The 14075-nt window shown below is 68.5% G+C and carries 15 protein-coding genes; 8 read left to right on the top strand and 7 right to left on the bottom strand.

Annotation, left to right across the window (positions count from 1 at the left end; all coding sequences use genetic code 11):
• Positions 1 to 11 precede the first annotated feature (11 nt).
• From L880_RS0115300 to L880_RS0115275, 6 genes are all read right to left on the bottom strand, one after another.
• Complete coding sequence (locus L880_RS0115300) at positions 12 to 473, bottom strand: GNAT family N-acetyltransferase (protein WP_027476429.1); 462 nt, start codon at positions 471 to 473, stop codon at positions 12 to 14.
• Between the two features lie 80 nt (positions 474 to 553).
• Complete coding sequence (locus L880_RS0115295) at positions 554 to 1543, bottom strand: Bug family tripartite tricarboxylate transporter substrate binding protein (RefSeq protein WP_027476428.1); 990 nt, start codon at positions 1541 to 1543, stop codon at positions 554 to 556.
• Between the two features lie 43 nt (positions 1544 to 1586).
• Entirely contained in the window at positions 1587 to 1979 is a 393-nt protein-coding gene (locus L880_RS0115290) for a VOC family protein (protein WP_019576318.1), read from the bottom strand.
• Positions 1980 to 2103: 124 nt separating this feature from the next.
• On the bottom strand, positions 2104 to 3012 hold the full coding sequence (locus L880_RS0115285; protein WP_027476427.1) for a hydroxymethylglutaryl-CoA lyase: 909 nt from the start codon (positions 3010 to 3012) through the stop codon (positions 2104 to 2106).
• A gap of 8 nt (positions 3013 to 3020) precedes the next feature.
• Positions 3021 to 4253, bottom strand: a complete 1233-nt coding sequence (locus L880_RS0115280) for a CaiB/BaiF CoA transferase family protein (RefSeq protein WP_027476426.1) — start codon at positions 4251 to 4253, stop codon at positions 3021 to 3023.
• A gap of 74 nt (positions 4254 to 4327) precedes the next feature.
• Positions 4328 to 4864 carry a MarR family winged helix-turn-helix transcriptional regulator gene (locus L880_RS0115275; protein ID WP_027476425.1) on the bottom strand — a complete coding sequence of 179 codons (537 nt, stop codon included), beginning with the start codon at positions 4862 to 4864 and terminating at the stop codon, positions 4328 to 4330.
• Between the two features lie 233 nt (positions 4865 to 5097).
• Here L880_RS0115275 and L880_RS0115270 point away from each other — a divergent pair, with 233 nt between their 5' ends.
• Together L880_RS0115270 and L880_RS0115265 are read left to right on the top strand one after the other, a co-directional pair.
• Positions 5098 to 6108: a Bug family tripartite tricarboxylate transporter substrate binding protein gene (locus L880_RS0115270; protein WP_043329586.1), complete on the top strand. Its 1011-nt coding sequence runs from the start codon at positions 5098 to 5100 to the stop codon at positions 6106 to 6108.
• Positions 6109 to 6145: 37 nt separating this feature from the next.
• Entirely contained in the window at positions 6146 to 7471 is a 1326-nt protein-coding gene (locus L880_RS0115265) for a sulfatase family protein (RefSeq protein WP_425389192.1), read from the top strand.
• 16 nt (positions 7472 to 7487) lie between these two features.
• Here L880_RS0115265 and L880_RS0115260 read toward each other — a convergent pair whose 3' ends face one another.
• On the bottom strand, positions 7488 to 8105 hold the full coding sequence (locus L880_RS0115260; RefSeq protein ID WP_027476422.1) for a TetR/AcrR family transcriptional regulator: 618 nt from the start codon (positions 8103 to 8105) through the stop codon (positions 7488 to 7490).
• A 108-nt stretch (positions 8106 to 8213) separates the two neighbouring features.
• Between L880_RS0115260 and L880_RS0115255 the strand changes: the two genes are divergently transcribed.
• The 6 genes from L880_RS0115255 (at position 8214) to L880_RS0115230 (ending at position 13996) form a co-directional block, all read left to right on the top strand.
• Positions 8214 to 8681, top strand: coding sequence for a nuclear transport factor 2 family protein (locus L880_RS0115255; RefSeq protein WP_019576311.1), 468 nt, complete (start codon positions 8214 to 8216; stop codon positions 8679 to 8681).
• Between the two features lie 61 nt (positions 8682 to 8742).
• Positions 8743 to 9948 (top strand): sensor histidine kinase, encoded by a 1206-nt coding sequence (locus L880_RS0115250; RefSeq protein WP_027476421.1) that lies wholly within the window; start codon positions 8743 to 8745, stop codon positions 9946 to 9948.
• Positions 9945 to 10649, top strand: a complete 705-nt coding sequence (locus tag L880_RS0115245; RefSeq protein WP_027476420.1) for a response regulator — start codon at positions 9945 to 9947, stop codon at positions 10647 to 10649. The genes L880_RS0115250 and L880_RS0115245 overlap by 4 nt, the downstream gene beginning before the upstream one ends.
• A gap of 157 nt (positions 10650 to 10806) precedes the next feature.
• Entirely contained in the window at positions 10807 to 12225 is a 1419-nt protein-coding gene (locus tag L880_RS0115240) for a CmpA/NrtA family ABC transporter substrate-binding protein (RefSeq protein WP_027476419.1), read from the top strand.
• Positions 12226 to 12228: 3 nt separating this feature from the next.
• Complete coding sequence (gene ntrB / locus L880_RS0115235; RefSeq protein WP_027476418.1) at positions 12229 to 13125, top strand: nitrate ABC transporter permease; 897 nt, start codon at positions 12229 to 12231, stop codon at positions 13123 to 13125.
• Complete coding sequence (locus L880_RS0115230) at positions 13115 to 13996, top strand: ABC transporter ATP-binding protein (RefSeq protein WP_027476417.1); 882 nt, start codon at positions 13115 to 13117, stop codon at positions 13994 to 13996. The genes ntrB and L880_RS0115230 overlap by 11 nt, the downstream gene beginning before the upstream one ends.
• The last annotated feature ends 79 nt before the right edge of the window (positions 13997 to 14075 follow it).

Raw genomic sequence — 14075 nt, 5'->3', positions numbered from 1 at the left:
GGGGCGGCGCCTCACAGCTGCCGGCTCATGAACAGGCTGTGCGGGTCGGGTCGGTAGTCTGCAAAGGGCTCGCAGGGCAGAAAGCCATTGCGCCGGTACAGCGCATGGGCCGCCGCGAACGAAGGGGCGGTGCCGGTCTCCAGGCTCAGGCGCAGCAGGCCGCGTGCGCGGGCCTGCGCCACGATGTGGTCGAGCACGGCCTGACCCACGCCCTGGCGCAGGAACGCGCCGTGGGTGCGCATGGACTTGAGTTCGCCATGCAGGGGGTCCAGCGTCTTGAGTGCGCCACAGCCGCACAGCCGGTCTCCGCGCCAGGCCGACCACAGCGTGATGCCGGGTTGGCGCAATGCCTCCAGCGGCAGCGCGTGCACGCTCTCGGGCGGGGTGTCGGCCTGCATGCCGGCCAGGTGCTCGCGCAGCAAGGCCTGGATCTCAGGGCCGCTGAGGTCGTCCTCGCGGATCTCGAAACGCATGGAACTGCTCCGGCTGGGGCGGCCCGGGATGGGCCACTGGCCTGGACTTTAAGCCATGCAGGGCAGGGTGCCTGCGAGGTTCATTCGAGCGTGATGTGGGCGGTCTGGATGATCCGCCCCCAGCGCTCCAGCTCTGAGCGCGTGAAGTCCGCCAGTTGCTTCGGGCTCATCTGCTCGACATCCGTGCCCGACTCCTCGGCCTTCTTGCGGGCATCGCCGCTGGCCAGGATGCGGTTCACTTCGCTGTTGAGGGTCTGCACCACCTCCGCCGGCGTGCCGGCCGGGGCGTAGAGCGCAAACCACGAATCCAGCTCATAGCCGGGCAGACCCGCCTCGGTGGTGGTCGGCACCTCGGGCAGCGAGCTCAGACGCTTCTTGCTGGTCACCCCCACGCCCTTCAGGCGGCCGCCCTGGATCTGGCTCACCACGCCGGCCGGGGTGGTGATGAAGAGGTCCACCTGGCCGGCCATCAGGTCCTGCACCGCCGGGCCCGAGCCCCGGTAGGGGATGTGGGTGATGAAGGTGCCGGTCAACTGCTTGAACAACTCGCCGGCGATGTGCTGGATCGAGCCATTGCCCGACGAGGCAAAGTTCAGCTTGCCCGGGTTGGCCTTGGCATAGGCGATCAGCTCTTTGAGGTTGTTCACCGGCAGCTTGGGGTTGATGGCGATCACCTGCGGGGCGCGCGTCATCATGGCCACGGGTGTGAAGTCCTTGATCGGGTCCCAGCCCGCCTGCTTGAACAGGTGCGGGTTGCCCACGTGGTAGCCGCTGTACGACACCAGCAGGGTGTAGCCGTCGGGCCGGGCCCGCGCCACGATCTGGTTGCCGATGTTGCCCGAGGCCCCGGGCTTGTTGTCGACAATCACCGGCTGGCCGAAGGCTCGGCTCAGGGGCTCGGTGATCAGCCGTGCCGTGAAGTCGGTGGTGCCGCCGGGGGCGGTGGGCACCACCAGGGTGATGGGGCGCTGCGGGAAGCGGCTCTGTGCCCAGGCCTCTGTGCCCAGGCCCGAGAGGGCCGACAGTGAAGTGAGTGAGGCGATCCGCCCCAGGACATGGCGTCTTTGCATGGTCTTGTCTCCGTTTTTGTTCTGTGTCGCTGCACTGGCCCCGTCAGGCCAGCTCTGAAATCTCGATCAGGTTCAGATCCGGGTCGCGCACATAGACCGAACGGATCTTCTGGGTGGCGCCGGTGCGCATCACCGGGCCTTCGACGATGGGCCAGGCGGCGGCCTGCAGGCGTTCGATCACCTGGGCCAGCGGCACGGTGGCGATGAAGCACAGGTCCAGCGCCCCGGGCACCGGCAGGTGGGCCTTGGGCTCGAACTCGCGGCCCCGCACATGCAGGTTGATCTTCTGCTGGCCGAACTTGAAGGCCTTGCGTTCCACCGGCGGCGTGCCGCCGATGAAGCTCTCGAGCTGCATGCCCATCACACGGGTGTAGAAGTCGACGCAGGCGGCCTCGTCGTGGGTGGTCAGCACCAGGTGGTCCAGGTGGTCGATCATGATGTCCTCTTCAGTCTCTGGTTTCAGTCAAGATGGCGCGCCTGCCGCCGCCGGGCCGCCCCAAGGCGGCAGGGGCCCCCTCGGGGGGCAGCGACCACACGAAGTGAGGGAGCGTGGGGGCCACTCATATCGGGGCGGGGTGCAGGTCGGAAATGCGGCCGGCCTTGGCCACCTGGCCGGGCACCTCGTGGCCCACGATGGCGGGCATCTGGCGCGCCACGGCCAGCAGACGCGGCAGGTCGATGCCGGTGTCGTAGCCCATGGCGTCCAGCATGTGGATGGCGTCCTCGCTGCTGATGTTGCCGCTGGCGCCGGGGGCGTAGGGGCAGCCCCCCAGGCCGCCCAGCGAGCCGTCAAACCGGGTGATGCCGCTTTGCACGGCGGCCAGCACATTGGCCAGCCCCATGCCGCGGGTGTTGTGGAAGTGCAGGGTCAGTTGCAGGTGGGCAAAGCGTGCCTGCAGGGCCTCGCACACCGCCTGCACCTGGGCCGGGTGGGCCATGCCGGTGGTGTCGCAGATCGTCAGACCCCGCACGCCCAGGTCGGCAAAGCGGTCGGCAAAGCGCAGCACCTCGCTCAGCGGCACCTCGCCCTCCATGGGGCAGCCGAAGCAGGTCGACAGCGACACATTGATCGGCGTGCGGCCGTCCACACGCCGCACCACCTCGGCCAATGCGGCAAAGCTGTGCTCGCGGGGCATGCGCAGGTTGGCCAGGTTGTGCGTCTCGGAGGTGGACATCACCAGGTTCAGCTCGTCCGCCCGCGATTCCAGCGCGCGCTCGGCCCCGCGCAGGTTGGGCACCAGCACGGTGTACTCCACGCCTGGTGCGCGGCGGATGCGGCCCATCACCTCCTCGGCGTCGCGCAGCATGGGGATCGCCTTGGGCGAGGTGAACGAGGTCACCTCGATCTTGGCGTAGCCGCACTCGCTCAGGGCGTCCACCAGGGCCACCTTGGTGTCGGTGGGGATGAACTCGGGCTCGATCTGGAAGCCGTCGCGCGTGGCGACCTCGTTGAAGTGGATGCGTGTCATGGGGCGTGTCATGTGGGTTCTCCGGCGACGATGCCCCGGTCTTTCAGGGCCTGGATCTGCTCGGCGCTCAGGCCGATGTCGCGCAGCACGGCGTCGGTGTCCTGCCCGATGCCCAGCGGCGCATTGCGGCGGTGCCCGCCCGGGGTGCGCGACAGCTTGGGGATGATGCCGGGCACGGCCAGCGTGCTGCCATCGTCCAGCTGCACCTGCTCGATCATGCCGCGCGCCTGGTAATGCGGGTCGGCGGCGATGTCGGCCACGGTGTAGATGCGGCCTGCCGGCACCGAGGCCCGGTCGAGCGCGGCCAGCACCTCGTCCACCGTCAGCTTCTCTGTCCAGGCCCCGATGGCGGCATCGATCTCGGCCACCCGGGCCACGCGCCCGGCGTTGTCGCCCAGGGCCGGGTCCTGGCCCAGGTCGTCACGCCCCATCTCGTGCATCAGGCGCTTGAAGATGCTGTCGCCATTGCCCGCGATCAGGGCGTAACCCCCGTCGGCGCAGCGGTAGGCATTGCTGGGGGCGATGCCGGGCAGGGCGCTGCCGGCCGGGCCGCGCACCGCACCAAAGGCGCTGTACTCGGGCAGCAGGCTTTCCATGCAGTTGAACACCGCCTCGTACAGGGCCACGTCGATCACCTGGCCCTGGCCGCTGCGCTGGCGTTCCTGCAAGGCCATCAGGATGCCGATCACGCCGTGCAGCGAGGCCAGCGTGTCGCCGATCGACACCCCCACCCGCACCGGCACGCGGCCGGGCTCGGCGGTGAGGTGGCGCAGCCCGCTCATGGCCTCGGCCACCACGCCGAAGCCGGGCTTGTCGCGGTAGGGGCCGGTCTGGCCGTAGCCGCTGATGCGCAGCATCACCAGGCGCGGGTTCAAGGCCAGCAGCTCGTCAGGGCCCAGGCCCCAGCCCTCCATGGCGCCGGGGCGGAAGTTCTCGATCAGCACATCGGCCTCGGCGGCCAGCTGGCGCACGATGGCCTGGGCCTCGGCGGCCTTCAGGTCCAGGGCCAGCGAGCGCTTGTTGCGCGACTGCACCTGCCACCAGACCGAGGTGCCGTCCTTGAGCAGGCGCCATTTGCGCAGCGGGTCACCACTGCCCAGGGGTTCGATCTTCACCACGTCGGCGCCGAAGTCGGCCAGTGTCTTGGCCGCGAACGGGCCGGCGATCAACTGGCCCAGCTCCAACACCTTGAGGCCGGCGAGCGGGCCGGTGGCCGGGAGGAATTCAGAAGGGCTTGTCATGGCGCGCAGTGTGCCCCTGCGCGGGTGGCACTGTCCATTTCTGTTGCCGCAAGCCCCGTTCGCGTTTTGCGAAGTCAGACGCGGCGGCGGCCCAGGCGTCGATCGGCCTTGGGGCTGCCCGGCTCCTGGGCCTGGTTCAACGCCAGGGCCTGCTGTTGAAGCCGGGCCAGCGACTGATCCAGCGCATCGACCTCGGCCGTGCTGAGCACTTGCAGCAGTTGCTCATTGAGCTGGCGCACCTGGGGCATCAACTCGCTCACCAGGGCTTCGCCGGCCGGTGTGAGCCAGAGCAGGGCGCGGCGGTGGTCGCCCGGGCGGGGCTCGCGCCGCACCAGCTGCTTGGCCAGCAACTGCCCCAGCGCCTTGGAGGTGCGGGCCCGGTCCAGCTGCACCCGGTCGGCCAGTTCGGACGGCCCCAGGCCCTGTTGCTGCCACAGCAGCGACAACACCGCCCACTCGCGCCGGGTGATGCCGTAGCGCCCCTCGCACAGGCGAACCACGGCCGCGCCGCCCACCGCCAGCAGGCGGCTCAGGCGAAACAGCAGCATGTCGTCGATGGCCTGGGGCTGGCGCAGGCGGGTGGGGGCGGGGGTGGGGGGAGTGGCAGGCATCAGCAGCGATTATTTCGGTCGCCGAAGCGAAAAACAGAAAACATACCGAAAACCTCACAAAATCAAAGACTTGTCGAGTGTTTCAGGGCGTGGCCCAAGGCGGGTTGGCCCGGCTGGCGCTGCAGTCTCAGGGTTTTCCGGGGCATGGATTGATTTCAACAACTGATGGGCGCCCTCCTACAGTACACGCACCCCGCTCCGCGGCCCCGTGACCCCTGATGCCGAGTCTGCCCATGCCGAATTCTCAAGCCACCCCGCCCCACCTGGCGCTCAGCCGCCGACATCTGCTGGGGATGCTCCCGGCCTTGCCTTTTGCGGCGAGGGCTCAGGGCAGCGACTTCGCGTCTCGCCCCACCCGGGTGTTGGTCGGCATTCCGGCCGGCGGCACCCAGGACGTGCTGACACGGGCGCTGGCCCAGGCGGTGCGAGGCACCCTGGGCCCCTGGGTGCTGGAGAACAAGGCCGGGGCGGCCGGGCGCATTGCGGTCGAGACCGTGAAGAACGCCGAGCCCGATGGCCACACCCTGCTGCTGGGCACCGCAGGCCTCATGACCATGTTTCCCCATGCCTACCCCAAGCTGGCCTACGACCCCTTCAAGGATTTCGCGCCGCTGGTGAATGCCGCCAGCTTTGATCTGGCCATGGTGGTTCACCAATCCGTGCCGGCGAACACCGTGGCCGAGTTTGTGGCCTGGGCCAAGACCCAGGGCTCGCAGGGTGAGCAGCTGAGCTTTGCCTCATACGGGTCGGGCACACCCTCGCACTTCCTGGGCGAGATGCTGAACCGGGCGGCGGGCTTGCGCATGCTGCACGTGCCCTACAAAGGCTCGACGCCGGCCCGGCAAGACGTCATGGGGGGCACGGTGCCGGTCTATTTCGACACGGTGGGCGGTGCGCTGTCGATGCTGCCCTCTGGGCGTGTCAAGCTGCTGGCCACCAGCGGCAGTCGCCGCTCACCGGCCTTGCCCAGCGCACCGACCTTTGTCGAACTGGGCTACCCCGATGTGATTGCTTCGGCCTGGTTTGCCTATTACGCGCCGGCACGCACCCCCCAACCCGTGCTCGAGCTGCTGCGCCGAGAGCTGCTGAAGGCCGTCAACAGCCGCGAAGTGCGCCAGCAACTGCTGCCCAACGGCATGTATCCGGTGGGCGAAGGCCCCGAGGCCTTGCTGCAGACCATGCGCGACGACAGCGCCCGCTGGGGCCGTATCATGAAGTCGGTTGGCTTCGTGGCGGCCGATTGAGCGCCACCTGATCCACCCCAACCGAATGACCCCCTCCATGTCTGCACCGTCCCAACGCCCCAACATCATCTTCATCGTCGCCGACGACCTCGGCTATGCCGACCTCGGCTGCTACGGCGGCCGCGAGCCCGTCTCGCCCGTGCTCGACGGCCTGGCGGCCCAAGGCCTGCGCTTCACCCAGGGCTACTCGAACTCGCCGGTGTGCTCGCCCACGCGCTTTGCCATGATCACGGCGCGCTACCAGTACCGCCTGCGCGGCGCCGCTGAAGAACCCATCAACAGCAAGAGCCGCGGCAGCACCACCCTGGGCCTGCCCACCGAGCACCCCACGCTGCCCTCGCTGCTCAAGGCCAGCGGCTACAACACCGCGCTGATCGGCAAGTGGCACCTGGGCTACCCGCCGGTGTTCGGCCCGCTGCGCTCGGGCTATGACGAGTTCTTCGGGCCCATGTCGGGCGGGGTCGACTACTTCACCCACTGCGATTCGCGCGGCACGCACGACCTGTGGTTTGGCGAGGAGGAACACCAGCAGGAGGGCTACCTCACCGACCTGCTGTCCGACCGGGCGGTGGACTGGGTGAACCGCATGGCCCCGGCGGCCCAGACCGGCCAGCCCTTCTTCCTGAGCCTGCACTACACGGCGCCGCACTGGCCCTGGGAGACACGCGACGACGAGGCCCTGGCGCAAGAGGTCAAGGACAACCTGTTCCACCTGCATGGCGGCAACATCCACACCTACCGCCGCATGATCCACCACATGGACGAAGGCATCGGCCGCGTGATGGCCGCGCTGCGCGCGCAGGGGCTGGCAGACAACACCCTGGTGGTCTTCACCAGCGACAACGGCGGCGAGCGCTTCTCCGACAACTGGCCTTTGGTGGGCGGCAAGATGGACCTCACCGAGGGCGGCATCCGCGTGCCCTGGATCGCCCACTGGCCCGCCGCCATCGCCCCGGGCCGCGTCAGCGAGCAGCATTGCCTGACCATGGACTGGTCGGCCACCATGCTGGCCGCGGCCGGCGTGGCGGCCCACCCGAGTTACCCGCTCGATGGCGTCTCCCTGCTGCCCGTGCTGCAGGGCGACGGGGGCGAGTTCGAGCGCCCCATGTTCTGGCGCATGAACCACCGCGGCCAACGCGCCGCGCGCCTGGGCGACTGGAAATACCTGCGGGTGGATGGGCACGACTACCTGTTCAACATCCCGGCCGACGAGCGCGAACGCGCCAACCACGCCAGCCGGCAGCCCGAGCGTCTGGCCGAGCTGCGCGCCGCCTGGGAGGCCTGGGAGGCCACCATGCCCCCCATCCCCGAAGACGCCACCGTCAGCCTGGGTTACGGCGCCAAGGACATGCCGCAGCGCTGAGCGGCCGGCCTGCGCTTCAGGCGAGTGTGGTGGCCGGGGTGAGGGCCGCCAGCACCCGCTCCAGCCCCGCCAGCGCCTGCTCCACGGCGGCGCCACCGGTCTGGGCCCGCACGATGGCCCCGTCCACCGCCAGCCCGGCCGCCTCGGCCAGGGCGTGGGCCTCGGGCTGGCCCGGCAGCAGGGTTTCGATGGCGCCCACCATGTCCTGCTTGTGGGCCGCTGAAATCGCCAGGGCATCGCCCAGGCCCCCTCCCAGTTCCGCCACCGCATTGATGAAGGCGCAACCCCGGAAACCCGGCTCACGCAGCCACTCGCCCAGCGCGCCGGCCAGCGGCTGCAGGGGCTGGCGCTGGCGTTCGGCTGGGCTCTGGGCGGCCTGGTGCCGGGCCAGGGCGACCTGGAACCAGTCCATCCAGCGTTCGTGGCGGTAGGCCAGAAAGGCGCGGATCAGCTCGTCCTTGGCCGGAAAGTGCCGGTAGAACGTGACCTTGGTGACCCCGGCCGCCGCAATCACCCGGTCCACCCCGGTGGCCCGCAGACCGTCGCGGTAGAACAGCTCGTGGGCGGCCAGCAGGATGCGTTCGCGCGCCGGCAGGCTGGGGTCGAGAGAAAAAGCGGTGGCGGCATCAGTCATGCCAGTGATTGTAGACAGATCTGTCTACGTCGATTAAAGTGTGGGTGTAGACAGATCTGTCTACGTGCAGGATTGTCTGCTCAACCTTTCATTCGACGGAGCCCTTTCATGGAAACCAAGCCCCCACTGCCCCCCTTCACGGCCGAGACCGCGGCCCAGAAAGTCCGCCTGGCCGAAGACGCCTGGAACTCCCGCGACCCGGCCCGTGTGGCCCAGGTCTACACCGAAGACACGGTGTGGCGCAACCGCGCCGAGTTCCCGGTGGGGCGCGAACAGGCCCGCCAGTTCCTGGAGCGCAAATGGGCCCGCGAACTGGACTACCGCCTGATCAAGGAGCTGTGGGCCTTCACCGGCGAGCGCCTGGCCGTGCGCTTTGCCTACGAGTGGCGCGACGATTCGGGCCAGTGGTATCGCAGCTATGGCAATGAGAACTGGGAGTTCAACCCCCAGGGCCTGATGCAACGGCGCTTTGCCAGCATCAACGACCTGCCGATCCGGGCGGATCAACGCCTGTTCCACTGGCCGCTGGGCCGCCGGCCTGACGATCACCCCGGCCTGAGCGAACTGGGGCTCTGATCGGGCCCGCCGGATGGCGGCCATGCACCAGATTGGCACAGGCGTTGCTTGATGCTGTGGCATGGTCGCCCGCTTCAACATCCCCCCCGGTACCGATGCCTTGTGGCAGCAGCGCCTGAGCCTGCTGCTGGATTCGACCGACGAAGGCATGTTCGGCATCGATCTGCAGGGCGACTGCGTCTTCATCAACCGCCCCGGGGCCAGCCTGATCGGCTACGAGCCGGCCGAGCTGCTGGGGCGCAACATGCACGCGCTGACCCACCACAGCCACCCCGACGGCCGCCCCTACCTCGACAGCGACTGCCCCATCTTCAAGGCCTTCCGCCAGGGCCTGCCCTGCCGCATCGACTCCGAGGTGTTCTGGCGCCGCGACGGCAGCAGCTTCCCGGTGGAGTACTCCAGCCAGCCCATCCTCGACGGGACCGAGGTACGTGGCGCCGTCATCACCTTTGTCGACATCACCGAGCGGCGCCGGGCCGCCCAGGCGCTGCAGCGCGCCCACGACGCCCTGCAGCGCAGCAACGATGTGCTGGAGCAGCGCGTGCAAGAGCGCACCCTGGCGCTGAGCGAGGCCCTGGGCCGCCTGCGTGAACTCTCGGCCTACTCCGAACGCGTGCGGGAGGACGAGCGCACCCGCATCGCCCGCGAGGTGCACGACGAGCTCGGCAGCCTGCTGGTGGCCCTGAAGATGGACGTCAACTGGCTGCACAAGCGCCTGGGCGAACAGGCCGCCCGCGAGCCCGAGGCGGCGCAGGACATGCGCGGCCAGATGCGCTGCAAGTGCCAGAACATGAGCCGCCTGATCGAGAACGCGGTCGACAACGTGGGCCGCATCATCACCGACCTGCGCCCCAGCATCCTGGACCACCAGGGCCTGTGGGCGGCCCTGGAGTGGCAGGCCCATGAGTTTGCCCAGTCGGCCGAGCTGGCGCTGGAGTGGTGCATGAGCGTGCCCGAAACGCTGAGCCTGCCTGAGCCGGCCGCGATGGCGGTGTTCCGCATCTTCCAGGAGATGCTGAGCAACGTGGGCCGCCACGCCCAGGCCAGCGCCATCGACGTGCTGATCGAGCTGCGCGACGCCCAGCTGCACCTGCGCGTGCAGGACAACGGCGTGGGCGCCAGCCCGCAGGCCCTGGAGGCGCCCACCGCCTATGGGGTCATGGGCATGCGCGAGCGGGCGCGCCACCTGGGCGGCGTGCTGCTGATCCAGAGCACCCCGGGCGAGGGCTCGTGCTTTCACCTGCAGATCCCACTGGAGGCCCCATGAGTGAAGTGCCGACGGCCTCGGCGCCGATCCGCGTGCTGCTGGCCGATGACCACCTGATCGTGCGCCAGGGCCTCAAGCAGGTGCTGGGTGACCCGGCCAATGGCCAGCCCGAGATCACCGTGCTGGCCGAGGCCGCCAGCGGGCCCGAGGCCCTGGCCCAGGTCGAGTCGCTGCAGGGCCCGGCCGGGCTCGATCTGGTGCTGCTGGACATCGCCATGCCCGGGCTGGACGGGCTGGAGGTGCTGCAGCAATTGCGCCGCCTGTGGCCCGCCTTGCCGGTGCTGATGCTCAGCACCTACCCCGAGAAGCAGTACGCCGTGCGCTGCATCAAGCTGGGCGCGGCCGGCTACCTCAACAAGAGTGCCGACCCCGACGACATGGTGGCGGCCGTGCGCAAGGTGGCCGCCGGCGGGCGCTACCTCAGCGAGGCCACGGCCGAGGCCCTGGCCGGCGCCCTGTCGCGCACCACCTTGGCGCCCAGCACGCCGGCGGCGGTGATGGCGGCCATCGACGCCCTGTCGCACCGCGAGCACCAGGTGTTCCGCCTGCTCACCAGCGGCCACTCGGTGAGCGAAATTGGTGCACAGCTCAAGCTCGCGCCCAATACCGTGAGCACCTATCGGGCCCGCATCCTCGAAAAGACCGGGGCACGCAACGATGTCGAGCTGGCCTTGCTGGCGCGCAACGCCTCGGGCAGCTGAAAAACAGGGCCGGCATCACCTCCTGTGTAGGGCTGCCCCTACACGGTGTCGACATGCCGGGCACGAAATGCGGCCTGACGCTGTACTGGGCGCTTCCAGGCGCCAAGCTGGCCCGCGCTTTGCGTGGTGGCTGGCGTCCTGATCAACGAGGTGTGCCATGTCCGAATTCTTTTCGCCCTACGATGCCGACCGCCCCCTGATGCTCAAGTGCAGCTGCGGGCGCGAGCACAGCGCGGCCGACCACCAGGCCGAGCTCAGCGCCGAGGCCGCAGCCGCCACGCTGCGCCAGCGCAGCCTGAGCAGCGAGTTCGAGGCCTACAGCAACGAGTTCATCGAAGCCACCCTGGTCAAGGCCTTGTTTCCGCAAGACGCGCTGCGCCGGCGCTTTCTGCGTGCGGTGGGCAAGGGCACGGCCATGGCGGCCATCAGCAGCGTGCTGCCGGTGGCCAGCCTGCAGGCCATGGCCCAGGAGGCCGGCAAGGGCGGCACCAACCTTGAGAAGAAAGACCTGAAGATCGGCTTCATCCCGATCACCTGCGCCACCCCGCTGATCATGGCCCACCCCCTGGGCTTCTACAAACAGCAGGGCCTGAATGTGGAGGTCACCAAGACCGCGGGCTGGGCGCTGATCCGCGACAAGATCATCAACAAGGAATACGACGCCACCCACTTCCTCAGCCCCATGCCCCTGGCCATGTCGCTGGGCCTGGGCTCGAACGCCACGCCGATGAACGTGGCCACCATCCAGAACATCAATGGCCAGGCCATCACCCTGGCCCTGAAGCACAAGGACAACCGCGACCCCAAGAACTGGAAGGGCTTCAAGTTCGCCATTCCCTTCGAGTTCAGCATGCACAACTTCCTGCTGCGCTACTACCTGGCCGAGGCCGGCCTCAACCCTGACACCGATGTGCAGCTGCGCGTGGTGCCGCCGGCCGAGATGGTGGCCAATCTGCGCGCCGGCAACATCGACGGCTTTCTGGGCCCCGACCCCTTCAACCAGCGCGCCGTGTACGAAGAGGCCGGCTTCATCCACCTGCTGACCAAGGAGCTGTGGAACGGCCACCCCTGCTGCGCCTTCGGCACCAGCACCGAGTTCATCCAGAAGAACCCGAACACCTTCGCCGCCCTGTACCGCGCCGTGCTCACCTCGGCGGCCATGGCCCGCGACCCCAAGAACCGCGAGCTGATCGCCAAGGTGATCGCCCCGCAGGCCTACCTGAACCAGCCCGAGGTGGTGCTGCAGCAGGTGCTGACCGGCAAGTTCGCTGACGGCCTGGGCAACATCCGCAACGTGCCTGACCGGGCCGACTTCGACCCCATGCCCTGGCAGAGCATGGCCGTCTGGATGCTGACCCAGATGCAGCGCTGGGGCTACATCAAGGGAGCGGTCAACTACAAGCAGATCGCCGAGAAGGTGTTCCTGCTGACCGACGCCAAGAAGCAGATGAAGGCCCTGGACCAGAAGGTGCCCGAAGGCAGCGCCTACCCCAAGTTCAACATCATGGGCCGCGAGTTCGACGCCGCCAAGGCCGAGGCCTATGCCAAGAGCTTTGCCATCAGCAAGGGGGCCTGAGCCATGAGCCCTTTCAAATCCCTGGGCTTTCGGGCTGGTGTGCTGTCGGTGCTGATGCTGGTGGTGTTGCTGGCGGTCTGGCGCACGGCCACCCTGCCCGATGCGCCGGCGCCCGCCCCCGCCAAGACCCTCAGCGCCGAGCAGATCGAGTACCTCAAGATGATGGGCAAGGACCCCGGCGCGGCTGCCCCGGCCGAGGCCGGGGGCAGCACCAGGTCGGGTGGCTTTCCGACCCCGATGCAGACCGCCACCGCGGCCTGGCAGCAACTGCGCGACCCGTTCTACGACAAGGGCCCCAATGACAAGGGCATCGGCATCCAGCTGGCCTATTCGCTGGCGCGGGTCGGCCTGGGGTTCGGCCTGGCCTGTCTGGTGGCCATCCCGCTGGGCTTTGTGATCGGCATGTCGCCCCTGCTGCGCCGGGCCTTCGACCCCTTCATCCAGGTGCTCAAGCCCATCAGCCCCCTGGCCTGGATGCCGCTGGCGCTCTACACCATCAAGGACTCGTCGATCTCGGGCATCTTCGTGATCTTCATCTGCTCGATCTGGCCCATGCTGGTCAACACCGCCTTCGGCGTGGCCTCGGTCAAGCGCGAGTGGCTCAATGTGTCGGCCACGCTCGAGGTCAACCCGCTGCGCCGCGCCCTGCTGGTGATCCTGCCGGCCGCGGCGCCCACCATCCTCACCGGAATGCGCATCAGCATGGGCATCGCCTGGCTGGTGATCGTGGCGGCCGAGATGCTGGTGGGCGGCACCGGCATCGGTTACTTCGTCTGGAACGAGTGGAACAACCTGTCGCTCACCAGCGTGATCTTTGCGGTGCTGGTCATCGGTGTGGTCGGCATGCTGCTGGACCTGGCCTTTGGCCGCTTGCAGAAGGCGGTGACCTATGTGGAGTGATGTGGGCAAGCGCGCGGCGCAGGCCGCCCTGGGCACGGCCAGCGCGGCCACCCGACAACCTGAAAGGAACCCCAAGGTGGACGGATTTCTAAAAGTCGAAGCGCTGAGCAAGGCCTACGACCCGGCGCGCCCGGTGTTCTCGGATGTGTCCTTCTCGCTGGCGCGGGGTGAGTTCGTCTGCATCATCGGCCATTCGGGCTGTGGCAAGACCACCATCCTGAACGTGTTGGCCGGGCTGGACCAGGCCAGCTCAGGCTATGCCTACATGGATGGGCGCGAGATCGCCGGGCCCAGCCTGGAGCGGGGCGTGGTGTTCCAGAGCCACGCCCTGATGCCCTGGCTCACCGTGCGCCAGAACATCGCCTTTGCGGTCAAGTCGCGCTGGCCCGAATGGAATGCCGCCAAGGTCAATGTGCACCTGGAGAAGTTCGTCGAGATGGTGGGCCTGAGCGCGGCCATCGACAAGAAGCCCTCGGCCCTGTCGGGCGGCATGAAGCAGCGCGTGGGCATTGCCCGGGCCTTCAGCATCAGCCCCAAGATGCTGTTGCTGGACGAGCCCTTCGGCGCGCTGGATGCACTCACCCGCGGCACCATCCAGGACGAGCTGATGGGCATCGTGCGCCAGACCCAGCAGACCGTGTTCATGATCACCCACGATGTGGACGAAGCCATCCTGCTGGCCGACCGCATCCTGCTCATGAGCAATGGCAACGACACCCCGCAGGGTTATCGCCCGGGCGGCCTGGCCGAGGTGGTGGTCAACCCTTTGCCGCGCGCGCGCAACCGGGCCAGCCTGCACCACCTCGACGGCTACTACGAGCTGCGCAACCACGTGGTCGACTTTCTGGTCAGCCGCGCCAAGGCGCACTGATTTCCCTCGCCGAGCTGCCTTCAGACCGCAGCCCTTCAGACCGCCGCCCTTCAGGCAGCGGCCGGGGCGGGGCTCGGCC

It is taken from the genome of Curvibacter gracilis ATCC BAA-807, from assembly GCF_000518645.1.
GTDB classification, from domain to species: Bacteria; Pseudomonadota; Gammaproteobacteria; order Burkholderiales; family Burkholderiaceae_C; genus Curvibacter; species Curvibacter gracilis.
Note: the sequence above shows the minus strand (reverse complement) of the source record. Positions and strands in the feature narration are given on the sequence as shown.

Excerpts from the sequence above, each read along its gene's own strand:
- L880_RS0115280 (WP_027476426.1), bottom strand. The coding sequence starts at position 4,253 with ATGACAAGCCCTTCTGAATTCCTCCCGGCCACCGGCCCGCTCGCCGGC.
- L880_RS0115300 (WP_027476429.1), bottom strand. The coding sequence starts at position 473 with ATGCGTTTCGAGATCCGCGAGGACGACCTCAGCGGCCCTGAGATCCAG.
- L880_RS0115245 (WP_027476420.1), top strand. The coding sequence starts at position 9,945 with ATGAGTGAAGTGCCGACGGCCTCGGCGCCGATCCGCGTGCTGCTGGCC.
- L880_RS0115295 (WP_027476428.1), bottom strand. The coding sequence starts at position 1,543 with ATGCAAAGACGCCATGTCCTGGGGCGGATCGCCTCACTCACTTCACTG.
- L880_RS0115250 (WP_027476421.1), top strand. The coding sequence starts at position 8,743 with ATGGTCGCCCGCTTCAACATCCCCCCCGGTACCGATGCCTTGTGGCAG.
- L880_RS0115285 (WP_027476427.1), bottom strand. The coding sequence starts at position 3,012 with ATGACACGCATCCACTTCAACGAGGTCGCCACGCGCGACGGCTTCCAG.
- L880_RS0115260 (WP_027476422.1), bottom strand. The coding sequence starts at position 8,105 with ATGACTGATGCCGCCACCGCTTTTTCTCTCGACCCCAGCCTGCCGGCG.
- L880_RS0115270 (WP_043329586.1), top strand. The coding sequence starts at position 5,098 with ATGCCGAATTCTCAAGCCACCCCGCCCCACCTGGCGCTCAGCCGCCGA.
- L880_RS0115290 (WP_019576318.1), bottom strand. The coding sequence starts at position 1,979 with ATGATCGACCACCTGGACCACCTGGTGCTGACCACCCACGACGAGGCC.
- L880_RS0115275 (WP_027476425.1), bottom strand. The coding sequence starts at position 4,864 with ATGCCTGCCACTCCCCCCACCCCCGCCCCCACCCGCCTGCGCCAGCCC.
- L880_RS0115265 (WP_425389192.1), top strand. The coding sequence starts at position 6,146 with ATGTCTGCACCGTCCCAACGCCCCAACATCATCTTCATCGTCGCCGAC.
- L880_RS0115230 (WP_027476417.1), top strand. The coding sequence starts at position 13,115 with ATGTGGAGTGATGTGGGCAAGCGCGCGGCGCAGGCCGCCCTGGGCACG.
- L880_RS0115240 (WP_027476419.1), top strand. The coding sequence starts at position 10,807 with ATGTCCGAATTCTTTTCGCCCTACGATGCCGACCGCCCCCTGATGCTC.
- ntrB (WP_027476418.1), top strand. The coding sequence starts at position 12,229 with ATGAGCCCTTTCAAATCCCTGGGCTTTCGGGCTGGTGTGCTGTCGGTG.
- L880_RS0115255 (WP_019576311.1), top strand. The coding sequence starts at position 8,214 with ATGGAAACCAAGCCCCCACTGCCCCCCTTCACGGCCGAGACCGCGGCC.